Origin of the sequence: Kitasatospora sp. NPDC002040 (assembly GCF_040296785.1) — a bacterium.
GTDB lineage: Bacteria > Actinomycetota > Actinomycetes > Streptomycetales > Streptomycetaceae > Kitasatospora.
In genome coordinates this window covers 637,291-661,036 of the sequence record NZ_JBEOXV010000002.1, presented here as the reverse complement: position 1 = coordinate 661,036, position 23,746 = coordinate 637,291, and the positions used below count along the sequence as shown (strand labels likewise).

At 71.3% G+C, this 23,746-nt stretch carries 19 protein-coding genes; 10 read left to right on the top strand and 9 right to left on the bottom strand.

From position 1 onward, the window contains the following. Positions 1-410: 410 nt before the first annotated feature. Entirely contained in the window at positions 411-1,994 is a 1,584-nt protein-coding gene (locus ABT118_RS08275; protein WP_502884499.1) for an FMN-binding glutamate synthase family protein, read from the top strand. Between the two features lie 19 nt (positions 1,995-2,013). Then, positions 2,014-3,741: a thiamine pyrophosphate-dependent enzyme gene (locus ABT118_RS08270; RefSeq protein ID WP_350645935.1), complete on the top strand. Its 1,728-nt coding sequence runs from the start codon at positions 2,014-2,016 to the stop codon at positions 3,739-3,741. Between the two features lie 382 nt (positions 3,742-4,123). Here ABT118_RS08270 and ABT118_RS08265 read toward each other — a convergent pair whose 3' ends face one another. The 7 genes from ABT118_RS08265 to ABT118_RS08235 all read right to left on the bottom strand — a co-directional run bounded on the left by ABT118_RS08265 (position 4,124) and on the right by ABT118_RS08235 (position 13,762). Further along, positions 4,124-6,553, bottom strand: a complete 2,430-nt coding sequence (locus ABT118_RS08265; protein ID WP_350645933.1) for a SpoIIE family protein phosphatase — start codon at positions 6,551-6,553, stop codon at positions 4,124-4,126. Between the two features lie 5 nt (positions 6,554-6,558). Beyond that, positions 6,559-11,145 (bottom strand): HAMP domain-containing protein, encoded by a 4,587-nt coding sequence (locus ABT118_RS08260; protein WP_350645931.1) that lies wholly within the window; start codon positions 11,143-11,145, stop codon positions 6,559-6,561. 398 nt (positions 11,146-11,543) lie between these two features. Continuing rightward, entirely contained in the window at positions 11,544-11,867 is a 324-nt protein-coding gene (locus ABT118_RS08255; RefSeq protein WP_350645929.1) for a plasmid stabilization protein, read from the bottom strand. Positions 11,868-11,922: 55 nt separating this feature from the next. Beyond that, positions 11,923-12,126 (bottom strand): hypothetical protein, encoded by a 204-nt coding sequence (locus ABT118_RS32730; RefSeq protein ID WP_502884498.1) that lies wholly within the window; start codon positions 12,124-12,126, stop codon positions 11,923-11,925. A 179-nt stretch (positions 12,127-12,305) separates the two neighbouring features. Continuing rightward, positions 12,306-12,452, bottom strand: a complete 147-nt coding sequence (locus ABT118_RS08245; RefSeq protein ID WP_350645927.1) for a hypothetical protein — start codon at positions 12,450-12,452, stop codon at positions 12,306-12,308. Between the two features lie 276 nt (positions 12,453-12,728). Next, complete coding sequence (locus ABT118_RS08240; RefSeq protein WP_350645925.1) at positions 12,729-13,100, bottom strand: low affinity iron permease family protein; 372 nt, start codon at positions 13,098-13,100, stop codon at positions 12,729-12,731. Positions 13,101-13,585: 485 nt separating this feature from the next. Then, positions 13,586-13,762 carry a DNA topoisomerase IB-related protein gene (locus ABT118_RS08235; RefSeq protein ID WP_502884513.1) on the bottom strand — a complete coding sequence of 59 codons (177 nt, stop codon included), beginning with the start codon at positions 13,760-13,762 and terminating at the stop codon, positions 13,586-13,588. A gap of 441 nt (positions 13,763-14,203) precedes the next feature. On the opposite strand from ABT118_RS08235, the gene ABT118_RS08230 reads away from it, so the two are divergent. The 7 genes from ABT118_RS08230 (at position 14,204) to ABT118_RS08200 (ending at position 21,834) form a co-directional block, all read left to right on the top strand. Next, a complete protein-coding gene (locus ABT118_RS08230; RefSeq protein WP_350645923.1) occupies positions 14,204-14,467 on the top strand; it encodes a hypothetical protein in 264 nt (87 codons plus the stop codon). A 97-nt stretch (positions 14,468-14,564) separates the two neighbouring features. Beyond that, complete coding sequence (locus ABT118_RS08225) at positions 14,565-14,849, top strand: hypothetical protein (protein ID WP_350645921.1); 285 nt, start codon at positions 14,565-14,567, stop codon at positions 14,847-14,849. 840 nt (positions 14,850-15,689) lie between these two features. Next, complete coding sequence (locus ABT118_RS08220; protein WP_350645919.1) at positions 15,690-16,820, top strand: AI-2E family transporter; 1,131 nt, start codon at positions 15,690-15,692, stop codon at positions 16,818-16,820. Positions 16,821-17,385: 565 nt separating this feature from the next. Beyond that, positions 17,386-19,359, top strand: coding sequence for an APC family permease (locus ABT118_RS08215; RefSeq protein WP_350645917.1), 1,974 nt, complete (start codon positions 17,386-17,388; stop codon positions 19,357-19,359). A 304-nt stretch (positions 19,360-19,663) separates the two neighbouring features. Beyond that, positions 19,664-20,293: a GNAT family N-acetyltransferase gene (locus tag ABT118_RS08210; RefSeq protein ID WP_350645915.1), complete on the top strand. Its 630-nt coding sequence runs from the start codon at positions 19,664-19,666 to the stop codon at positions 20,291-20,293. Positions 20,294-21,193: 900 nt separating this feature from the next. Then, positions 21,194-21,463 carry a three-helix bundle dimerization domain-containing protein gene (locus ABT118_RS08205; protein ID WP_350645913.1) on the top strand — a complete coding sequence of 90 codons (270 nt, stop codon included), beginning with the start codon at positions 21,194-21,196 and terminating at the stop codon, positions 21,461-21,463. Further along, positions 21,460-21,834 (top strand): helix-turn-helix domain-containing protein, encoded by a 375-nt coding sequence (locus ABT118_RS08200; RefSeq protein WP_350646300.1) that lies wholly within the window; start codon positions 21,460-21,462, stop codon positions 21,832-21,834. Before ABT118_RS08205 ends, ABT118_RS08200 begins: the two co-directional genes overlap by 4 nt. Before the next feature lie 95 nt (positions 21,835-21,929). On the opposite strand, the gene ABT118_RS08195 is transcribed toward ABT118_RS08200, so the two are convergent. Next, on the bottom strand, positions 21,930-22,310 hold the full coding sequence (locus tag ABT118_RS08195; protein ID WP_350645911.1) for a winged helix-turn-helix transcriptional regulator: 381 nt from the start codon (positions 22,308-22,310) through the stop codon (positions 21,930-21,932). A gap of 116 nt (positions 22,311-22,426) precedes the next feature. On the opposite strand from ABT118_RS08195, the gene ABT118_RS08190 reads away from it, so the two are divergent. Beyond that, positions 22,427-22,834 carry a RidA family protein gene (locus tag ABT118_RS08190; RefSeq protein WP_350645909.1) on the top strand — a complete coding sequence of 136 codons (408 nt, stop codon included), beginning with the start codon at positions 22,427-22,429 and terminating at the stop codon, positions 22,832-22,834. Positions 22,835-22,860: 26 nt separating this feature from the next. On the opposite strand, the gene ABT118_RS08185 is transcribed toward ABT118_RS08190, so the two are convergent. Continuing rightward, complete coding sequence (locus tag ABT118_RS08185; protein ID WP_350645907.1) at positions 22,861-23,709, bottom strand: alpha/beta fold hydrolase; 849 nt, start codon at positions 23,707-23,709, stop codon at positions 22,861-22,863. Positions 23,710-23,746 lie beyond the last annotated feature (37 nt).

The following is a 23,746-nucleotide window of genomic DNA, read 5'->3' as shown; positions in this document are numbered from 1 at the left end:
GGAGAGGTCGGCGCCGTCAGCGGGAACCAGGCCCGCAGGCCCGAGTTGGCGTCCTCGCCGATCCGCAGCGTCCCGGTCCGGAAGGCCCAGCCGGTGTTCTGGGTGTACCGCTGCGCGATGACAGCCATGTCGAGGGGGCCCGTCGTACGGCCCGCGGTCAGGAACTCCTCCAGGAGTTGCTCGCCGAGGCTGAGGGGCGGGGTGCGCCCCACTCGACCCCGCACATCCGCCGGGCGACGGCTGAACCCGGCCGGGCCCTGCCGAGGTTCACCGCCAGAGGGAGCCCCGAGCGGCTGTCCATCCCACCCTTGCTGCCCTCTCTGACCTTCGAAGTTCGCGCGGTCCGCGCGCGGCCGTCCGGGAGCGCCTTCAGGTGGATTGAGCGGGTCGGGTTGGGTTAGACGCGTGGTGTGCTGCGAATTCTGTGGGTTGGGTTGTTGTCGGCTGCTGCGGCCGTCGCCGTGGTGTTGGCCGGGGTCCGCGAGCCGTGGTGGTGGGTCGTGGCGGGTCCGCTGCTCGCCTTGGCCGTGCTCGCTGTTCGGGACCTTGCGCAGCGCCGGCACTCCGTGTTGCGCAACTACCCGGTGCTGGGGCATCTGCGGTTCGTGTTCGAGGCGATCCGGCCCGAGGTCCAGCAGTACTTCGTCGAGCGGAACCTGGAGGGGCGCCCGTTCGACCGGGACGTCCGCAGCATCGTTTATCAGCGGGCTAAGGGCACCGATGCCGAGGAGCCCTTCGGTACCGAACTCGACCTGTACGAGCCGGGGCGTGAGTTCCTCGTCCCGTCGATGGCTCCTGTGGCGGTGCCCACCGAGATCCCTCGGGTGAGGATCGGCGGGCCGGACTGCACCCAGCCGTACGACATGGCGCTGCTGAACGTGTCGGCGATGAGCTTCGGCTCCCTGTCGGCCAACGCGATCCTGGCACTCAACACCGGTGCCGCGCTCGGGTCCTTCGCCCACGACACCGGGGAGGGCGGTCTGTCCGAGTACCACCTGCGGCCGGGCGGCGACCTGGTCTGGGAGATCGGTACCGGCTACTTCGGCTGCCGGACGCCGGACGGCGGCTTCGACCCGGACCAGTTCGCCGAGAAGGCCGCGCACCCGCAGGTCAAGTGCGTGTCGCTGAAGCTCAGCCAGGGCGCCAAGCCCGGCATCGGCGGCGTCCTGCCCGGGGCCAAGGTCAATGCGGAGATCGCCCGGGTGCGCGGTGTGCCGCAGGGCGAGACGGTGATCTCCCCGCCGTACCACCAGGTCTTCTCGACCCCGCGCGAACTGGTCCGCTTCCTTGGCCGGATGCGCGAGCTGGCCGGCGGCAAGCCGGTCGGCTTCAAGCTCTGCGTGGGCTCGCGACGTCAGTTCCTGGCTGTGTGCAAGGCAATGCTGGAGGAGGGCGTAACCCCCGACTTCATCGTGGTGGACGGTGCTGAGGGCGGCACCGGAGCGGCACCGCTGGAGTTCGCCGACCACGTTGGACTGCCCCTCACCGAAGGCCTGTTGACAGTCCACAACGCTCTGGTCGGCAGCGGCCTGCGGGACCGGATCCGCATCGGTGCCGGCGGCAAGGTCGCCACCGGCAGCGACCTGGTGAAGCGGCTGGTGCAGGGCGCCGACTTCACCAACGCAGCGCGCGCGATGATGTTCGCCCTCGGGTGCATCCAAGCCCAGCGCTGCCACACCAACACCTGCCCGGTCGGCGTGGCCACCCAGGACCCGCGCCGGGCCCGCGCGCTGCACGTTCCCGACAAGGCCGAGCGCACCCGCCGCTACCAGGAGGCGACGGTCAAGAGTGCGCTGCAGATCATGGCGGCCATGGGCGTCGACGACCCCTCGCGGCTCGGACCGCACATGCTCCTCCGCAGGGTGGACGCACAGACCATCCTCTCCCACGCGCAGATCCACCCGCCGCTGGCGGCCGGGGAGCTCGTCGCCGGCCCGCCCCAGGACTGGGCCCAGGACTGGCACGCCGCCGACCCTGACCACTTCACCATCTGACGTCCCCGGAGGGACCACCGTGACCCGTACCGTCGCCCAGTTGATCGTCGACACCCTGGCCGAGCTGGACGTGCGCCACGTCTTCGGCGTGGTGGGCGACGCCCTCAACCCGCTGACCGACGCGATCCGCACCACCGAAGGCATCGACTGGGTCGGCTGCCGTCACGAGGAGGCAGCGGCTTTCGCCGCCGGCGCCCAGTCCCAGCTCTCCGGAAAACTCGGCGTGTGCATGGGCACGGTCGGACCCGGCTCGATCCACCTGCTCAACGGCCTGTACGACGCGGCCAAGAGCGGCACCCCGGTGCTCGCCATCGCCGGGCAGGTGCCGCTGGCGGAACTCGGCAGCGACTACTTCCAGGAGGTCGACAACGACCTGCTCTTCAAGGACGTCGCGGTGTTCCGGGCCACCATCACCTCGCCCGAGCAACTGCCGCGCCTGCTGGAGAGCGCTGTGCGGGCGGCCGTCGGTGAAGGCGGCGTGGCCGTGCTCACCGTCCCGGGCGATCTGGGCGGTCAAGAGGTCCCGGGTGACCGGAAGGTCCGCATCCCGCCCGCCCGGGCGCTCACCCGACCGTCGGAGGAGGACCTGCTGGCGGCCGCCGACCTGCTCAACGCGGGGGAGCGGGTGACCCTGCTGGTCGGACGGGGCGCCCGCGGTGCGCGGGCGCAGGTGCTGGAGCTGGCCGAGCGGCTCTCGGCGCCGATGGTGCTCACCCTGAAGGCCAAGGAGGGCTTCGAGGGGGACAACCCGTACCAGGTCGGCCAGACCGGCCTGATCGGCAACCCCGCCGCCGCCCACGCGCTGGACTCCTGTGACACCCTGCTGATGCTCGGCACCGACTTCCCCTACCGCGACTGGTACCCGACCGGCTGCAAGGTGATCCAGATCGACCTGAGGGAGCGTCACCTCGGCCGCCGCATCGCCGTGGACGCTCCACTGGTCGGTGACGTCGGGACTGCCCTGCGGGCCCTGCTCCCGCACCTGGCCCAGGTGCCCGACCGCGCGCACCTGGACGACGCACGCGAGCGCTTCGACGACTGGCAGGACAAGCAGCGCAAGCTCACCGACCCCGAACACGACCACCGCCTGCTCGGCCGCCTGCGCAGCGCCTTCGACAACCACGACGGGGACGTGCGCCCGGAGGCGCTGGCCGCCGCCGTCGACGCCTGCGCGAGCGAGGACGCGGTCTTCACCTCGGACACCGGAATGGCCACCGTCTGGCTGTCGCGATTCGTGGAGATGCGCGGCGGGCGCTCGCTGCTGGGCTCGTTCAACCTGGGCTCCATGGCGAACGCCATGCCGCAGGCCCTGGGCGCCCAACTCCTCGACCCCGAGCGGCAGGTGGTCGCTTTCTGCGGCGACGGCGGGCTGAGCATGCTGCTGGGCGACCTGATGACCATCAAGACCTACCGGCTCCCGGTCAAGCTGATCGTCTTCGACAACCGGCGACTGGGCATGGTGAAGCTCGAACAGGAGCAGGCCGGGCTGCCGGAGTTCGGAACCGAGCTGGACAACCCGGACTTCGCGGCAGTCGCCACCGCGCTGGGCCTGACCGGCATCCGGGTCACCGGCCCGGGGGAGCTGGAGGAGGGAGTGCGGCGGGCCTTCGAGACCCCGGGACCGGTGCTGCTGGACGTCCTGACGAACCCTCAGGAGCTCGCGGTCCCCGGGAAGCCGACCGTCGAGCAGGGCTGGGGTTTCGCCATCGCCAAGATCAAGGAGACCCTGCGCAGTCCCGGCCATTGACCGGGGCGCGATGCCCAGGCCGGCCCACGCCACGCACCGGCCGGAGCGCGCCGTCCGACAGTCTCCGCACCCACTGGCGGCCCGACCCTGCCGCGCCCCCGCCCACCGGAGGAGCGGACCGGCGGCACCGGTGTGGGGCGGCGAGCTGCTGACGTGCTGTCAGAGGGCGGTGCCGCTGCTGCCGTAGTAGCCGTCGACGCGGGTGATGGTGCCACCCTCCTTCGTCGTCCGGTGTCGCTCTGACGATCAGTCGCCCACCCGGGCCGGTGGCGAGCACGCCTGCGACTTTCCGAACCCCCTCACGCAGTGGGGACCTGAGTCTGCGTCACCACTGCGCAGCGGCGCTCCAGCCAGGGCGCCGTACGACGGTGGGGACCGCCGGTCAGTCGACGCGAACGCCGATCAGGCAGGTGTCGTCGTCGGTGTCGGCGTCGGCGTGGCGCAGGAGGTGGTCGAGTCGGCGTTCCAGGTCGTCCGGGCCGTTGGGCGAGCGGTCGTCCTGGGCGAGGGCGAGGAGATCATCGATCGAATCGGAGACAGGGCAGTCGCGGCGTTCGATGAGGCCGTCGGTGTACATCAGCAGGACATCGCCGCTGGTGAGCTGGATCTCGCCCTGCTGGTACTCGGCGCCTTCGACGGCGCCCAGCAGGATCCCGGCGACCGGCGGCAACGGGGTCGCGGTGCCGCCGCGCAGCAGGATCGGGGGGAGATGGCCGGCGCGGGCCCAGCGCAGGCGGCCGGTGGCGGGGTCGTAGAGCGCGCATACGGCGGTCGCGGTGACCTGGTCGGTGAAGTGGTGGGTGACGGTGTTGAGCCAGGCGAGGAGCTGGCCGGGGTCGGCGCCGGTGGTGGCCAGGCCGCGCAGGGCGTTGCGCAGGGCGACCATGCCGGTGGCGGCCTCGATGCCGTGGCCGGCGATGTCGCCGACGCACAGCAGGACCTGGCCGTTGGGCAGGGGCACCGCGTCGTACCAGTCGCCGCCGACCAGGTGGTCCTTCTCCGCCGGGCGGTAGCGGACGCCGATGCGCAGGCCCAAGAGGTCGGCGGGCCCGCTGCTGGGCGGCATGATCGCGTGCTGCAGCTGGAGGGCGAGGCGGCTCCGTTCGGCGGCCTCCTGCTCGGTGTGGGCGAGCTGGTCGCGGGTGGCGGCCAGGGCGACCTCGGTCCAGTGCTGGGCCGAGACGTCCTGATAGGCGCCGCGGACCGCGACGACGCGGGCGGAGTCGTCCAGGACCGGTTCGGCGACGACCCGGATGTGCCGGGCGAAGGTGTCGGCCCGCTGGAGGCGGAAGGCGACGGAGGCCGGACGGCCATGGTGCAGCAGGGTGCGCAGGAAACGGCCGATCGAGTGCGCGTCGTCGGGGTGGGAATGGGCGCTCAACTGGTCGAGGGGGAGGGGCCGGGCGGTCGCTGCCAGGCCGTGCAGGTCGAAGAGGGTGTCGTTCCAGGCGATCTCGCAGGTGAGGAGGTTCTCCTCGAACCCGCCGATCCGGCCCAGCCGTTGGGCGTGCTGAAGGAGGCTGGCGACTTGGGCGGCGCCGTCGTCGAGCTCCCACATGACGAGGACGTGAGCGCCTTGCCGGCTGATGACCACGCGCGCGGCGGTGGTGATGGGGATGCCGTCGACCATCGCCGAGAGGGTCATGCGGTCGGTGCGGAACGGCTCGCCGGTGGCGAGGACGTGATCGATCTTCTCGAAGAGCCCGCCCGGCTCGGCGGCCAGGGGGTAGGCGTCGAGGAGGCGGGCGCCGGCGATGCGGGTACGGGGTCGGCCGGCGAAGTCGACGAAGTGGTGGTTGACGTGGCGGATCAGGAAGTCGGCCGCGTTGCCCGCATCGTCGCTGATCGGCTGCAGGACCAGACAGGAGTCGGTCAGCGCGTCGGCGAGTTCCAGCAGTTCGGTCAGCCGAGGGTCGCGGTCGGTGGAGGCGGCCGCGTCCAGGTGGGGGGCGGTCTCCAGGGTGGCGGCACACAGCTCGGCGAGGACTTCCAGTTGCCGCTGCACCGACTGGGGCTGCTCGGGCAGCGGGTGCGGCCAGCAGATCTCCAGCACGCCGACGATCCGGCCGCCAGTACCGGCGGGCACGGCGACACGGCCGCCGCTGAGCTCGCTCTGCCCGATCGAGGCGAGGAGGGAGGCGCTCAAGGTCGGGTAGCTGAGGGCGGCCCGCTCGTCCAGGCAGCGCCGCGCGGGGGTGGGGACGCCCGGAGGCACGTGCCGCCAGCGCTGCGGTTCCTGCTGGGTGAATCCGGCACTGGCGGCCAGCGTCAGGGACTGGTCGGGATTCGCGGCCCAGATCACGACGGCAGTGGCGCCCAGCGGGTGCAGGGCGTGCTGGAGGATCGAGTCCGCCATCGCCTGCGCGTCACCCGTGGCACCTGCCTCAGCGGTACGCAGCCGCACCCCGATCGAGGGGGAGGCGGGCCTGGCGACATCGGCGACGAACTCGCGGGCCAGGTCGGTGATCCGGTCGCGGGACGCCTGGTTGACCAGGTCGGCGGCCAGCTCGATGGCCGACGAGCCGGTCTGGGCCGCCAGCGTCTCCAACTGGCCGGCGGCCTCCAGCGGGCTGCACTTCAGCCGTTCGACCAGGACACCCTTGGCCACGTCCAGGAGCGCGCGGCCGTGCGCGTCGTGGTGTGCCTGCTCCAGCTCGCGCCTCAGGCGTTCCACGGTGTCGGCGAGGCGCCCGATGGCGCCCTGAGGCGCGCCTGGCCGACCCCTCTCGCCGGCGGGGTGCGGAACGCCCGGCTGATGAAGGTCGTGCACGGCGTTCGCTCCTTGGGACGGATCTCGCGGGGATGTGGTCATCGCCGTCAGGCGGGCAGCTGTTGCTTGATCCGGTTGATCAGATCCCACGCGTCGACCGGCTTGGTGACGTAGTCGCTCGCGCCGGAGGCCAGGCTCTTCTCCCGGTCCCCGACCATCGCCTTCGCGGTGACCGCGATGATCGGGAGTCCGGCATGCTCGGGCATCGCCCGGATTGCCGCGGTGGCCGCGTAGCCGTCCATCTCCGGCATCATCACGTCCATCAGGATCACATCGATGCCGCCGTGCGCGGTCAGGGTCTCGATGGCGGCGCGACCGTTCTCCGCCTGCAGGACGGTCATCCCGTGCAGCTCCAGGATGCCGGTGATGGCGAACAGGTTCCGGTCGTCGTCGTCGACCACCAGAACGGTGCGTCCGGTGAGCGCCTGGTCGATGTCCTGCTGCGTCGCCGTCGGCAGCTCCTCCGCCCGCACCAACGGCAGGACATCGCCGGGCTGATCGGCACTCAGGTGCAGGGCGATGCGCTCGCGCAGCTCGTCCAGGCTGGAGATCAGCTCCAGCGGCTGGGAAGCGGCACGCTCCTGGAGGGCCTCCTCCTGCTCGGTGCCCAGACGGCGGTTGTTGTGCGCGAGGACCGGGACGCCGTGCAGGGCCGCGTCGCCGGCCATCTGCTCCAGCAGGCGCAGCGCGGCACCGCCGGGCAGGTCCAGTTCCAGCACGACGCAGTGGCAGGGCATGGTCGCCAGTGCGGCTGCCGCTTCCTCCGCCCCCAGGGCGGTGACCAGTTCGACCGACCCACCCTGGTCGCCGAAGTCGGCGTGGGCCGTCAGATGGGAGACCGCGCTCTCGGCGACCAGCGACAGCAGTCCGCCCGAGCGCGTCTCCACCACCAGCAGCCGCTTGGCCTGCACGGCCGGTGGCGTCGCGGTGGGCTGCGGTTCGCCCGCCGGCTCCAGCTCCAGCCCCTGCGAGGACGCGCCGCTCTCCAGGGCCGCCCGGGCGGGGGCCTGGCCCAGCTCGGCGTACTCGGGCCTGGCCACCGGGAGGTAGAGCGAGAAGGTGCTGCCCTGTCCCGGGGTGCTGGCCACGGTGATCGCACCGCCGAGCAGGAAGGCGATCTCCCGGCTGATGGACAGGCCGAGGCCGGTGCCGCCGTACTTGCGGCTGGTGGTCCCGTCCGCCTGCTGGAAGGCGCCGAACACCGTCTCCAGGTGCTGCGGGGCGATGCCGATCCCGGTGTCCACCACGTGGAAGGCGATCACCGGGCCGCCGCGCCGGGCCGCCTCCGGGGCCTGCGCCTCCCCGACCTCCTCGATGCGCAGCTCCACACTGCCCTTCTCGGTGAACTTGACCGCGTTGGACAGCAGGTTGCGCAGCACCTGGCGCAGCCGGTAGTCGTCGGTGAGAATCTCGGCGGGGACGGTGGGGGAGGTGGTGACCGCGAAGTTCAGGCTCTTCTGGCTGGTCATCGGGCGGAACGTGGCTTCGGCGTAGTCCAGCAGCTTGCGCAGCGGGATGGGCTCGGGGGTGAGGTCCATCTTGCCCGCCTCGACCTTGGAGAGGTCGAGGATGTCGTTGATCAGTTGGAGCAGGTCGGATCCGGCGGAGTGGATGATGCCGGCGTACTCGACCTGCTTGGCCGTCAGGTTGCGGCTGGGGTTCTGGGCGAGGAGCTGGGCCAGAATGAGCAGGCTGTTGAGCGGGGTGCGCAGTTCGTGGCTCATGTTGGCAAGGAACTCGGACTTGTACTTGGAGGCCAGGGACAGCTGGTGGGCGCGGTCCTCCAGTTCCTGGCGGGCCTGCTCGATCTCGCGGTTCTTGGTCTCGATGTCGCTCTTCTGGGCCTCCAGCAGCTCGGCCTTGTCCTCCAACTCGGCGTTGGAAGCCTGGAGTTCCTCCTGGCGGGCCTGCAACTCCTCGGAGCGGGCCTGGAGTTCGGCGGTCAGGCGCTGGGACTCGCCGAGCAGCTCGTCGGTGCGGGCGTTGGCGACGATGGTGTTCACGTTGACGCCGATGGTCTCCATCAGCTGGTCCAGGAAGTCGCGGTGCACCAGGGTGAAGGCGTGCACGGTGGCGAGTTCGATGACGCCCAGGACCTGCCCCTCGACGACGATGGGGAGCACGATCAGCGAGAGCGGTTCGGCGCTGCCCAGGCCGGAGGTGACGCTGACGTACCCGGCCGGCACCTTGTCGACGGCGATGGTGCGCTTGCTGCGGGCGGCCTGGCCGACCAGGGACTCCCCGAGGGCGAAGCCGCTGAGGGCGGACCCGGGCGGGAACGCGTAGGAGCCGATGAGCTGGAGGCGGGTGCCGCCGCCGCTCTCCTCGGCCAGGTAGAAGGCGCCGTACTGGGCGGTCACCAGCGGGGTCAGCTCGTCCATGATGAGCTCGCCGACGACCCGCAGGTCACGCCGGCCCTGCATCAGCGCGGAGATCCGGGCCAGGTTGGACTTGAGCCAGTCCTGCTCCTCGTTGGCCCGGGTGGTCTCGCGCAGCGACTCCACCATGAAGTTGACGTTGTCCTTGAGGTCCGCGACCTCGCCGGAGGCGTCGACGGTGATGGAGCGGGTCAGGTCACCGGCCGCGACGGCGCTGGTGACCTCGGCGATGGCCCGGACCTGGCGGGTGAGGTTGCCGGCCAGCTCGTTGACGTTCTCGGTCAGCCGCTTCCAGGTGCCGGAGACGCCCTCCACCTCGGCCTGGCCGCCGAGCCGGCCCTCGCTGCCGACCTCGCGGGCCACCCGGGTGACCTCGGCCGCGAAGGCGCCGAGCTGGTCGACCATCGTGTTGATGGTCTCCTTCAGCTCGAGGATCTCCCCGCGGGCGTCGACGTCGATCTTGCGGGTCAGGTCGCCGTTGGCCACGGCGGTGGTCACCTGCGCGATGTTGCGCACCTGGCTGGTGAGGTTGTGCGCCATGAAGTTGACGTTGTCGGTGAGGTCCTTCCAGGTCCCGGCGACGTTCGGCACCCGGGCCTGGCCGCCGAGGGTGCCCTCGGTGCCGACCTCGCGGGCCACCCGGGTGACCTCGTCGGCGAAGGCGGAGAGGGTGTCGACCATGGTGTTGATGACGCCGGCCAGCGCGGCGACCTCGCCCTTGGCCTCGACGTTGATCTTCTGCGAGAGGTCGCCCCTGGCGACCGCCGTGGCGACCTGCGCGATCGAGCGGACCTGGCCGGTGAGGTTGGACGCCATCACGTTGACGTTGTCGGTCAGGTCCTTCCAGGTGCCCGAGACGCCCCGGACGGTGGCCTGGCCGCCGAGGTTCCCCTCGGTGCCGACCTCGCGGGCGACGCGGGTGACCTCGTCCGCGAAGGCGCCGAGCTGGTCGACCATCGTGTTGATGGTCTCCTTCAGCTCCAGGATCTCCCCGCGCGCGTCGACCCGGATCTTCTGCGAGAGGTCGCCCTTGGCGACCGCGGTGGTGACCTGGGCGATGGAGCGGACCTGGGCGGTGAGGTTGTCGGCCATCACGTTGACCGATTCCGTGAGGTCGCGCCAGGTGCCGGAGACGTCCAGGACGTCTGCCTGGCCGCCGAGCCGCCCTTCGGTGCCGACCTCGCGGGCCACCCGGGTGACCTCGCCGGCGAAGGAGGAGAGCTGGTCGACCATCGTGTTGATGGTCTCCTTCAGCTCCAGGATCTCCCCGCGGGCGGTGACGTTGACCTTCTGCGAGAGGTCGCCCTTGGCCACCGCCGTGGCGACCTGGGCGATGGAGCGGACCTGGCCGGTGAGGTTGCCCGCCATGAAGTTGACCGAGTCGGTCAGGTCGCGCCAGGTGCCGGAGACGCCCTTGACGTCCGCCTGACCGCCCAGGATCCCCTCGGTGCCGACCTCGCGGGCCATCCGGGTGACCTCCCCGGCGAACGAGCCGAGCTGGTCGACCATCGTGTTGACGGTGTTCTTCAGCTCCAGGATCTCCCCGCGGGCGTCCACGGTGATCTTCTGGGAGAGGTCGCCCTTGGCGACGGCGGTCGTGACCTGCGCGATGTTGCGGACCTGGTCGGTGAGGTTGCCGGCCATGAAGTTGACCGAGTCCGTCAGGTCGCGCCAGGTGCCCGCCACGCCCGGGACCTGGGCCTGGCCGCCGAGCCGGCCCTCGCTGCCGACCTCGCGGGCCACCCGGGTGACCTCGTCGGCGAAGGAGGAGAGCTGGTCGACCATCGTGTTGACGGTGTTCTTCAGCTCGAGGATCTCGCCCCGCGCCGCGACGTCGATCTTCTGCGAGAGGTCGCCCTTGGCCACCGCGGTGGCCACCTGGGCGATGTCGCGGACCTGGGTGGTGAGGTTGCCCGCCATCGCGTTGACCGAGTCGGTCAGGTCCTTCCAGGTGCCGGAGACCCCGGGCACCTCGGCCTGGCCGCCGAGCCGGCCCTCGGTGCCGACCTCGCGGGCCACCCGGGTGACCTCGGAGGTGAACAGCGAGAGCTGGTCGACCATGCCGTTGAAAACGGTGGCGATCTCCCCGAGCAGGCCGTCCGCATCACCTGGCAGGCGGGTGCCGAAGTCGCCGTCGCGCACCGCCGTCAGCCCCGCCAGCAACTGCCGCAGCTCCGGCTCCCCGACCTGAGCGGGCCCTGAGTCCTGCGGCTTGCGTCCTTGCGGGACCGCACCGGACTTCGTCGTGCCAGCCATCGAAGGTCGCCTCCGTCGAACAGAGCAGCAAGGCCCGCAGCCCCGCAGCCCCGCGGCCCCGGCAATCGGGTCCGGCGGTATACGCCACGGATCCTGGGCGGCACGGGAACGCGCCGCGCCAGAGGCTATCCCAGCCCCATAACCCCACGCGAACCACCCACCCGCACACCGCCGGCGCACACCGCGTTCACAGCGGCGGTGTGCGCCGGCGGTGTGCCCGGGGCGCTGTTCGCACCTGGCGACCACAGCGCACAGGACGTATGCCATGCCGCAGTTGCGGGGACGGCCCCCGGGGCTCCGGACGGTCCCGAGGACCTGCTGCGGTTGGGACGGGGCCGGACCACAACAGCGCCACCGTCACCCGCCGGGTCGAGCGGGAGGGCAGGGTGCTGCGGTCCTCAGCGTCCGAGGGCCTGTTCGAGCTGCTTCTTGTTCATCGTGGAGCGGCCCTTGATGTTGCGCTGCCGCGCCTCGTTGTACAGCTGGTCGTAGGTCGGGCCCTTGGCACCGCTGTGGGAGTGCAGGCCGCCGCGGCGGGCGGAGGAGATGTCGTGAGTGGAGGAGCGGCTTGCGGTCTTCGACTCGCCGTGCCGGGCGCGTTCCTTGTTGACGGTGCGTGCGGCGATCTCCTCGGCCCGCTCCTCGCTCTCCCCGCGCTCGCGCAGGCCCTCCTTGATGTGCTCGTACTGCCGCTCGCGCTTGGGGCTGGATCCTCGCGGCATGACGCCTCCTCAGGTTCCGTCCAGGTGCCCGGTGTCGGTGTCGCCCGGGCCGGTGTCAGTCGGGGCCGATGCGGCCGCGCCAGGAGCCGGTGGCCCGGCCGCGGTTCTCGATGAAGGCCTTGAAGCGGTGCAGGTCGCCCTTGACCCGGTGGTCGACCACGCCGAGCGCGTCGGCGTGGTCGGCTCCACGGAGCGCCTGCCCGGACCCGGCGGCGTCATGCCTGCGGCCCGGCCCGATTGCGGACCCGGCCGCACGCACATCTCCGGAGAGTGTCCGGGCCGCCTGCTCGACCTCACCGGCACACGCAGTTGGTCACCCACACGTAGAGGTAGTCCATCAGGGTGGGCGCCCAATCGCTCCTGCGGGAGGAGCCGTCGGCGACCTCCTCGACGGCGTCGTCGTTCTCAACGCCGCCAGCAGGAACCGCTGGCCGAGCGTCAGCTGCCCGGCAGCGCCGCGTACAGCACGATCGCCACCACGGTGGCCACAATGCCCGGCAGGCGGGCCTCGCCTCGGCGCTGGTGGCGGGCGAACCGTTCGTTCGCCTTCACCCGGTGGTCGGGTGTCTTCCTGCCCGGCTCCATGACCTCTCCTCACGGTGTGGCCACGACCGCCCGGACGGTCGCCACCTCCACGCCTTGGCGGGTCAGCTCCTCGGAGACCACGGCGGGCAGGGCATCGGTGTTGGACGGCTCGGGGACACCCGGGCGCCAGTTCCACCGCAGTGGTCTCGATGTCGGAGCGGCGGCGGGAGGCACCGCACGCGGCCGGCCGACTTCGGCCGCTGCTGAACCGCCGGTCACAGGGCTGTGTCCGCCTGGCCGAACCGCCGCGCTGATGGCCTCAGGGCAGCCCGTCCGCTAGAGGCGCTCCTCCAGGCCGACCGCGGCGCGCAACTGCGCGTGGGCCTCGCCCTCCCTCCCGCTGTGCTGCTCCAGCATGGCGCGGGCGATCGCGTCGAGCTTGCGCTGGATGGCATGTTCCGCCCGCCGCTCGGCGTTCTTCAGCATGGCCAGCAGCAGCAGCGTCACCGCGCCCATCGAGTCACCGACCAGCAACTGCCACTCCAGCGGCAGCCCGGCCGCGTGGACGGCGAAGAACGTGACCACCAGACACAGGCACAGGAGGGCGAACAGCGGTGAACTGGTGAAGTTGGACGCCAACTCGGCGAACTTCTCGAACCTGCCGCGCCGGCCGTCCTGTCCCTTGCGCGCCGGGTGCTGCAATGCCATGCCCTGCTCCTCGCTGCCGACCTGCACTCTGCTGTGATCAGTGTTCACCTGCCCCGGCTCCCGAACGGGAATCACGGCCGGCTCGGCCAGGCCGGGCCCAATCGACCCCGGCAGAACATCGCGGCCGGCCGGGGCGTGTTGGCTGGCCGGAGAAGAGGGACGGCCCAGCTGCCCGGCGGGGCGGTGTTGTGGCTGGGCCACCCGTTGTGCTGGGCGTCCAGGGCGGCGGTGAGTGGGTGATGGTGGGGGGCGCCGTCCAGGCTGCGGGTGGCGGCCAGGGCCTGGGCGAGGGCGGCTTCACCGAAGACGTCGCCGGCCCCCTCGGGGGTCGGTGCCGGGGCCGAAGCGGGCCTCGACCGCGCCGTCGATGTGGAGCAGCAGGTAGCCCGGGCCGAGCTCGGAGCCAACGTTGGCCACCTCGGGGACTATGCCCAGCACGGTGCCGGGGGTGCCGAGCTCTTCGATGTAGCCGGCGGCGCGGCGGATCAGGGCCGGAGGGTGGCCGCCGAGCGCGATCGAGCGGTCCGCCCCCGCCGCGGTGAGGCCCGTGCAAGGAAGGCTTGCCGGGCAGATCCACCCTCGCGCCAGGCGGGCGGGATCGCCAGCGCCTTCACCCGGGCCAGCTGCTCGGCGCCGCGCAGGGGTGTCCCGTCGGTGTCCAGGTCGGTGTAGCCCCGCCCGTGCCGTACCCGCCGCTATTCCGGGCCGGCCGGATCGGCTGTACTCAGCCGGACCACGAGACCACCTTCGTTCCACCCGTCCGGGCGGGTACCCGTGCCGGACGGAGCCGGTCCCGGCCATGATCTCCGACGACCCGCCCGACGGTCCTGCAGGTTGCGTCGGGGCCGGCCCGCGTGCGGGCGGGCGGAGTGGGCAGACGGGAGGACGGCAGGAGGTACTGACCATGATCAGGCGACGAGCCGTACGTCTCCCGGGCGTGGGCCGGCCACGTCCTGCACTCGATCTTCGGACACCCTCAGGGTGTCCGCTGCCCTACTGAAGCACGACGGCCGCCGGTCCGGCTGCTGCCACGGCGGTCGGGTGTCCCCTTCACCCCACCGTCGACCGGCAGCCGCCGACGATCCACTGACGAGGAGTCACCGATGCGGAAGCAGGACCACGAACCCCGCGCCGACCGGCGGCCGGACAGCCCGGTGCCCGCCGACCGCTCGTACGGCGACACCGCCTCCGACCACGCCGAGCCGGCCGCCGCCGGGGACAACGGGCAACGGCCGGTGCGGCAGGACTACGACGCGACGGCCGAAAGCGCCGCCGCCGCGGAGCCCGGCAGCCCGTACCGCGCAGCGAGCGACGACCCGCCCACCGACGACGGCACAGGCGTCCCCGACAAGAGCCGGCGCCACTGACCGACCCCCTCCCGGAGCGGGGGGACGTACCCGCCCGCGAGCGGACCTTCGACAACGCCACGGCCGGCCCGGCCGGGATCGAGGAGCACCCACACCGATGAACACCCAGCGACCGCACGACCAGAACCGGCCCGGCGTCCAGCTGCTGAAGGACCGGGCCCCCGACCCGGTCCTCGAACGGACCGCCCGCGCCGCACTGCGACTGAACGAGCGGGCGGCCCGGACCGCCCGGCAGTGGGCCGACCGCGATCCCGGCCGCGCACCCGTCCAGGCCCGGCCGGTGAGAGACCTGGCACGGGTCCGGCGCGTCCAACTGCTCGCCGGGGCGGCCGCCGTCGTGGTGCTCCGGCTCGCCGTGGGCAGGGGCAGGAGGAAGCGCTGACGAGTCCCGCCGGGCCGGGGCCGGGGCCGCCCCCGGCCCGGCTCGGCGTCCGCCGCTGGGTCTCCTCGGCAAGACCGCGGCGCGACCGGGTTCGTGATCACTCGCGGCAGCTGATCGCGGTCCAGCTCCACCTCACCGTGCCGGACCCGCGCTCCCGGGCGTAGTGGAACGCCCCGTCGTGGGAGAAGAGCACCGACAGCGTACGACCGGCCCGGGAGAGCCGTAGGAGCCCGGCCCCGTCCTCGCGTGCGGTGTCGGCCTGTCAGTTCACCTGCCGGCCAGCGGCGGTGCCCCGCCCGCCGATCAGGATCTGCTCGGCGCTCCAGTGAACCGGCCGCACCGGGTCGTCTTTCGTCAGATCCGGCCTCCTGGGCCCCGGTCGGGTCGTCGTGCTGGGACATCGCGGCCTCCTTCGCACCGGTGCTCCCGCTCGGAGCCGGGCTCGTACCGTTCGGGTCGCGGGGCCGCCAGGGCGTCTACCCGGTGTTTCCGATCCGATCGCTCCCGTTCGTCGCGACGCGGCCGCCGGCCGACGGCACGGGGAACATCCGTGCGCATGGTCCGGCCGGGGCAGGGCATCCGGTCACCCGAACGGACTCCGGAGGTCGACGTGGCTCCCTGCTGCTCGTCCTTCTCCTGTTCGGCCTCGGGTTCGCGGTGAAGAACCCCTGGTGGGTCACGGTCGTCGTCCTGGTCGTCCGGCTGGTCGGCTTCGTGACCTGCGGCACCGGCGCCTCGGGCAGCCGGCGCGCTGGTACCGCTGGTAGCGGCCACCCAGCGCCCGGCCCGATCGGCGGCGCGCGCATCCACCTGTATGCAGTCTCCCGGAGGAGGAGGGCCATGGAGCCCGAAGCGCCCGACGACGCCCCCGTCCCCACCCTCACCGCCGCCCGGCGCGGGAGCGGCCCCCGCATGCGGCCACCGTCCACGGGCCGTCGGACACCGAAGGCCACGTCGTGGTTCGGCCTCGGCTTCGGGGTTGCCCTCGGGGCACTGGTCGCCTGGCACCTGGTGGACACGGTCCTCCAACTCAGCTCGCTGCTCACGCTGTTGCTGCTGTCCGTTTTCATCGCGGTGAGCCTTGAACCCCTGGTCGCCTGGCTTGAGCGCTGCAGGCTGCGGCGCGCCTGGTCGGTGACGGTCGTCGTCATCGGCCTGAGCGGGGTACTGGCCGGCTTCCTGGCGGTGGTCATCCCACCGGTCAGCGGTGAGGTGGGCTCCTTCGTCGAGGCCGTCCCGGGCTGGCTCCAGCAGGTGCACGACCACCAGTCCACGCTCGGCCGGCTCGAGGACCAGTACCACCTGGTCGAGCGCGCCAAGTCACAGCTCAGCGCGACCGGTTCGGCCTCGGGGGTGTTCGGCGGAGTCCTCGGCGCGGGACGCCTCCTGGTGAGCACCGTGACCGCGTCGGTGATCGTGATCAGCGTGACCCTGTACGTGATGGCGGCGCTGCCCGCCATCAAGACGTTCTGCTACCGGTTCGTCCCGAACAGCCGGCGCCCCGAGGTGGAGCGGATCACCGAGGAGATCCTCAGCCGCACGGGCCGCTACATGCTGGGCAACCTGGTGACCTCCGCCCTCGCGGGCGTGGCCACCTTCGCCTGGTGCGCGGCCACAGGCGTCCCCTACGCCGGTGCGCTCGGGATCTTCGTGGCGGTGATGGACATGGTCCCGATGGTCGGCTCGACCATCGGCGGCATCGTGGTCAGCCTGGTCGCGCTGACCGTCTCGCTGCCGATCGCGCTGGCGACCGCCGGCTTCTACATCGCGTTCCGCCTCCTGGAGGACTACCTGATCATGCCCAGAGCGATGAAGTTCGTGGTGGACGTGCACCCGATCGTGACGGTGGTGGCCGTCCTGGTGGGCGGCGCACTACTCGGCCTGGTGGGCGCCTTGGTGGCGGTCCCCGCCGCCGTGGCACTGGGCCTCGTCCTGGACGAGTACGTCTTCCCCCGCACCGACCGCGCATGACCCGCTCGACGCCTTGGTGGACGGCGACACCCGGACCTGAGCGGGCGCAAAAGTGCGACCCCGATGACGTGGACCGGAACACGGCGACGCCTTCCGGGTCAGGGCCCCGGACGAAACCGCCGACCTGCCCGGACGGGCGCGGCGGCACGTCGAGGCCGTGATTGGCCGAGCCCACGCCGACCCGTCCCCTTGAGCGCTGGACGGGGAGCACCACCGGCCCGCGAGGAGCAGGGGCAGCAGGAGGCCGCTTCCCGCCTCGATCGGCCGATCCCTCCGTGTGCCACCGCTGAGCAGCGACGACGTTCCTGCCTTCGATGATCGTCAATTCTCCTGACCGGCGGTCTTGGCGCGTGAGGAGCGTTGCGCGGGGCACAAGACGCAGGCATTGCGGTGCCGAACTGTGCCCCGGGGTCGGAAGGGTGAGTTGGGAGGTCGGATACTCGGTCCTCGTTGCGTGCCGTGAGTGCGGTGCTGGAGCTGGGTGTGCCCTGTCTGGTGGGGCTGGAGAAGGGGTTGAGGGGATATGGACGACGTGAACGCGCCGGCATCAACGGGGGTGGAGGTCGTGGATGGGCTGGCCGTGCCAGAGGTGGTGGACAGCCCAGCGCTGCGCTGGCAGCCGACCGGTGCTGTGGCGGGGTGGCTGCTGCGGCACCGGGTGCAGCCGACGGGTCCGGCGGCGGGGGAGGGGCACGCGCGGCCGCAGGTCTGGTGGAAGGTGATGTGTCTGACAGGGGTGGACTACTTCTCCAGCCTCGCCTACGTCCCGGCGATCGCCGCACTGGCTGCGGGCGCCGTCTCCCCGCTGGCGACCCTGCTGCTCGTGGCACTGACGCTGCTGGGGATGCTGCCGATGTACCGGCGGGTGGCCCGTGAGAGTCCCAACGGCGCGGGTTCGGTGGCGATGCTGGAGGACCTGCTGCCGTTCTGGCGCGGCAAGCTGTTCGTCCTGGTGCTGCTCGGCTTCGTGGCCACCTCGTGGATCATCACGATCACGCTGTCGGCGGCGGACGCGTCGGTGCACGTGGTGGAGAACCCGCTTTTCCCCCAGGCCCTGCACGGCCACGAAGTCGCCATCACCGTCGGCCTGTTGCTCCTGCTGGGCGGGGTGTTCCTGCTCGGCTTCAGCGAGGCCGTCAGCGTGGCGATCCCGCTGGTCGCGGTGTTCCTGGCGCTGAACGCCGTGGTCATCGGCGTCGGGATCGCCGACGTGGTCACCACCCCCGGCGCGTGGTCGGCGTGGACCCACTCCCTCACCGAGGGCGGAGGCGGCTTCAGCGGCCTGGCGAGCCCGGCCCTGCTGGCCTTCCCGCTGCTGGTGCTCGGCCTGTCGGGATTCGAGACGGGGGTGAGCATGATGCCGCTCATCGCCTCCGACGGCGCCGACGCCGAGCAGCGGCTCGCCTCCCGGATCCGCAACGCCCGGCGGCTGCTGACCACCGCAGCCCTCGTCATGAGCGTCTACCTGCTCGCCGCCAGCTTCGTCACGACAGTCCTCATCCCCCACCGGGAGTTCGAGGCGGGCGGCGCAGCGAACGGCCGGGCACTGGCCTGGCTGGCCCACGAACACGTCGGCGAGGCGTTCGGCACCGTCTACGACATCAGCACCATCCTCATCCTCTGGTTCGCGGGCGCCTCCGCCATGGCCGGCCTCGTCAACATCGTCCCCCGCTACCTGCCCGACTACGGCATGGCACCCGAATGGGGACGGGCCGTACGCCCGGTCGTCCTGGTGTACACCGCGCTGTGCGTCTTCATCACCATTGCCTTCGACGCCGACGTCAACGCCCAGGCCGGCGCCTACGCCACCGGCATCCTGGCCATGATGGTCTCCGGCGCGTTCGCAGTCACCGTCTCGGCCCTGCGCCGCCGCCGGCGCGCCGCCACCGCGGGCTTCGCCGCCCTCACCGCGATCCTCCTGTACGCCCTGATCGCCAACATCGTCGACAAGCCCGACGGCATCACCATCTCCGGCATGTTCATCGCCGGAATCATCGTGGTGTCACTCGTCTCCCGCGTGTCGCGCACCACCGAACTGCGCGCCGACCGCCTGGTGTTCGACGCAGAGGCCCGACGGTTCATCACCGACACCCTCGCCTACGACAACGCGATCAACATCATCGCCAACCGCCGCCAGGCCGGCGACCACGCCGAGTACGCCGACAAGGAGAGCGAGCAGCGCGGCACCAACCCCGTCCCCGGCCGTGCGGACGTGCTGTTCCTGGAGATCGACGTGGTCGACCCGTCCGACTTCAGCGAGACCCTCACCGTCCACGGCATCGAGGTCGACGGCTACCGCATCCTGCGCGCCGAGGCCCCCGCCGCACCGAACGCGATCGCCGCGATCCTGCTTGCCCTGCGCGACACCACCGGCGTCCAGCCGCACTGCTACTTCGCCTGGGCGGAGGGCAGCCCGCTGAAGCACATGTTCCGCTACTTCCTTCTCGGCCGCGGCGACACCGCACCCGTCACGCGCGAGATCATCCGCAGGAACGAACCGGACCCCGCCCGCCGGCCCCTCATCCACGTCGGCGGCTGAGGGCGACGCGGGTGGCGCCAACGGGGCCGGACTCCGCCCCGCTGGCGCCGCGTGGGGGTCCGGACGCGATGAAGGGCAGCCGCTCACCCGTCAGCGGCGAGCCGATGCGTGGCCGGCCGGTGCGGCTCTCCACGGCCAAGAGGGTCAGTGCATCACGTGGCGGCTCCGCTGCAGATCGACATCACGGCGGGGCGGTGGCTGCCAGGCCCCAGGCGGACCCAGCCGTTACTGATCGGCTTACAGCACGATCCACCTGCAACCACTTCTGCAGAGTCGCCGCTCGCCAGGTCAGTAGTGTCGCTTCATGCCGTCAACTCCTGTGCCGACTGTCCTCGAAGGCCACCACGTGCGCCTCGAACCTCTCGCCCTTTACCACGTCCCGGCTCTGTTCGAGGTGGGCGGCCGTGACGAAGAGGTCTGGCGGTGGCTGAGCAGGCCTGCTCCGGACAGCGAAGGCGAACTGCGGGAGATCGTGTCCAAGCGCGTCGAAGAAGTCGAGGCAGGCAAGCGCGTCTCCTTCGCCGTCGTGAGCCGGACCGAGGGCACAGCGATCGGGATGACCAATCTGCACAGCTGGAGCCGGACGGGCGGCCGCGTGGAGATCGGGGGCACCTGGCTGGGTAGGAGCTGGTGGCGTACCGCAGCGAACACAGAGGCCAAGCTGCTCACCATGACCCACGCGTTCGAGACCCTTGGCTTCGCAGTTGTCGCGTGGCGCATCGACGTGGACAACATCCGTTCGCAGGAGGCGATCCTGCGTATTGGCGCCCGTCTGCAAACACGCGAGCCGAATGCTCTCGTCCGGAGCGACGGGACCCGGCGCGACCTGTTCGTCTACGCCATGCAGCAAGCCGAATGGATGGTGGCGAAGGCTCGGCTCGCCGACCGGCTCGCACGGGGCCAGGAAGCTGCCGAGTCGGTCAGGCCTGGGTGAGGTGGGGCCACCACCCCCCCATCAGGTGGATTTGGCGCGTTCGTGGCGTTCGGCGGTCAGCACGTGGCGATCGCTGACGCCGACCGCTCCGGCGAGATCGACCATGACCCCGCTCGATCGGGCCCCTGTGGCGGCGAGGCTAGCTGCCGGCTGGTGAAAGTTTAATGAGGGAGAACTTCCTGGCCAACGGGACAAGTTGTGCAGTTGTGATCCTTCCTGTGCGCTCGTGTGCACACATAGTTTTGCTTCGTCTGCTGATAGGCCGGGGGAGCAATGGATAGGTCAGCCTGCGATGGCGCCGGGACGCCAGGTTTAGGCAGGGCAGGGCGCCCGGGGGACGGGTTCAGGGCTGAGCGCGGGCCCGACGGCCGGTACCGGTGGCAGCTGAAGGCGGTGAACGGACGGCCCGTGGCCGTGTCCCCCGCCGTGTTCGGGACGCTGGCCGAAGCGGAACGGAGCTTCGAGAGCCTTCGGGGGTCGTTACCGGGGCTGGCGGCCAGGATCACCCATGTCCGTGACGGCATAGGCTGGATCTGGGTGCTTCCTGGTGCTCGCGGCCGCCCTGAGGTTCGGTCCGCTCGGACCTACGAGCGGTACGCGACCTGCCAGAACGCCTTCAGGCGGTTCGTCGCACTGCTCACGCGGCCGGCTGAGCCGGACTCCGGCGATCCCGGCAACGGCCATACAGATGATGGCAGTTGAGGCCCTGCTGATCGCCTCCTCAGGAGCCGGATCACCTGGGGAGGTGTCTTGCGCCGGACAGAAATCGGAGGTTGAGGTGGCCGCGCGTTCGTCCTCCTGTCGCACGGCCCGACTGCGGTGTTCTGTCGGGCGGTTCGGGGGTAGCCGCTTCCCGAACGGTGCGGTTACCAGTTACCGGAACACGTTGTGGAGGAGCGGGTGGACCAGGACGAGTTGCGCAACGCGGCCCAGGCCGCCGGACTGCAAGCGGCGGAACGGCGAGTGCACCTGCGGTTTGACGCGGCTGCGGGCCCCGGTGCCGTCGAGGGAGCGCTGACCGAGGCACGGTCCCATTTCGACGGCAGCAGGGTGCGGACCTTCATCCCGATCCTTGTCGAGCGCCGAGCCGCCGACACCCTCGAACGAATCCGCGCCGCCCGAGAGGACGGGAAAGGCCGACGGCCCGGGCCGGCCGGCGGCGAGGGCTGAGCCAAGCCGCTGGCTGTCGTCGGGTTACGAGGACTGCGGCTGGTCCCGCGCTGTACGACCGGGCCCTGCGCAACCTCCACCAACCGCTCACCGTCGACCAGTTGGCGCGCCGGGCCGGCCTGTCCCGGCGGACCCTGATCCGCCGCTTCCACGCCGACACCGGCCAACCGCCCATGCGCTGGCTGCTCGACGCCCGGCTCGCCCGCGCCCGCGAACTCCTCGAATCCGGCGACCTCACGGTCGAAGCTGTCGCACGCCGCTGTGGCCTGGGCACCCCGGCCAACTTCCGGACCCTGTTCAAGGCGCACGTCGGGATACCGCTGCGCACGTACCGCGAGACCTTCAACGCCACTGCCATGGAAGGCCGTTGACCCGTCGATCCGGGTGGACTGCCACCGGTCGCGAGCACGCCTCTCCACACCGCGTACCCGGGACCTGCGGGTCTCCGGCTGCGAGCGGGCCCCGATCAGGCGTCGGCGCGGCGGCGGGACGCCTCGATGTGGCCGAGGTAGCGGTGGGTCCAGTCGCACAGGCCGTCGATGGTCACCCGCAGGGCCTGGCCCGGTTCGGTGAGGGTGTACTCGACCCGTGGCGGCACGACGGGGTGTACTTCCCGGTGGACCAGGCCGTTGTGCTCCAGCATGCGGAGGTTCTGGGTGAGCATCTTGTGGCTGATGCCCTCGATCTCGTCTCGGAGCTCGCCGAAGCGCAGGGTGCGGTCCCCGAGAGCCTCGACGATCAGGAGCGCCCACTTGTTGGCGAGGTCGGAGAAGATCTCCCGCGCGAGCGAGTCCGCGCGGCGGAGGTCCGCTTCGTCGGGGGAGCCCGTGAACTGCTTGGTCACCATGAGGTTCCTCAGTCACCGAAAAGTGCGTTCTTCCATGTCAACGGTCACTCTCCTACGGTTCCTGAGTAACCACAAGAGACCGATCTGCGGCGCTGCCGCTCTGGAGGAACACCGTCATGGCCGTTACCTTGTTGAACCCCGCCGGGCTGCCGGAGATCGACGCCTACCGGCAGGTGTCGATCGCGACCGGGACGAAGCTGGTCCTCGTCGCGGGGCAGGTCGCCTGGGACGCCGACGGCGTCACGGTCGGCGAAGGCGATCTCGCCGCCCAGGTCGAGCAGTGCTACCTCAACGTCAGCACCGCCCTGGCCGCGGCCGGCGCGTCCTTCGCCGACGTGGCGAAGCTGACCGTCTACGTCGTCGACTGGACCCCCGCCAGGATGCCCGCACTGCTGGAGGGGATCGCCCGGGCGTCCGCGAAGCTGGGGATCACCCCGGCGCCGCCGGCCACGCTGATCGGCGTCGCGGCACTCGACGTCCCCGAGCACCTGGTCGAGGTCGAGGTCACCGCCGTACTCGACTGAACAGCGGGGCCGGGTTCGCCGTCGGGTCAGCAGACCGTCCGGGCGGCCTCGTCGATGAGGTCGGCGACGATCCTGGGGTGACTGAGCATCACGACGTGGGAGGAGGTCGGCACCTCGACGATCCTGCGGGCGTTTGCGCGGGTGTACATCCAGCGCTCGCAGGCCGGCGGGATCGCCTTGTCGCGGCCCGCGACCAGGCCCCAGGACGGGATCGTCCGCCAGGCCGCGGCCGTCGTCGGGAAGGTGAAGGAGTCGGCGTCGAACGGGCGTTGGGTGGCCTGGAGGATCCGGAAGTCGGCAGCGGAGATGTCGGCGGCGAAGGCCGCCTGGCCGTTCGTGCCGAGGTGGAACTCGGTCCCGGTCGTACCGTCGGCCTTGGTGTACGGCACCGGCACGCTCACCGGCAGGACCTCGCTGCCGGGGAACTTGCTGATGAGCTCGCCCTGCGTCTCGCCCTCGTCGGGTACGAACGCGGCGACGTACACCAGGGCCTTGACGTTTGCCTTCCCGGCGGCGGCGTTGGTGATGACCGTGCCGCCCATGGAGTGGGCGACCAGCACGACCGGTCCGGCGATGCTGTCCAGCAGGCTCGCGATGTAGGGGGCGTCGGTCGGGATGCCGCGCAGCGGGTTGGATCCGCAGACGACGGGGTAGCCCTTGCGCTGCAGTTCGCCGATGGTGGCGGTCCAGCAGGAGGAGTCGGCGTAGCCGCCGTGCACCAGGACGACGGTGGGCTTCACCCTGGGGCTCCTCTCACCGCTGCCGGACGGGGCCGCGGCGGCGGCCGTCCCTGCGGCAGCTGCCGTCAGCGCGGCTGATCCGGCCAGCGCCGCACCTGCGGCCAGCATCGTGCGGCGGGAAAACTCCGTACTCATGGGACTCCTTGTGAGGTGGGATCGGGGGGCGAAGGGC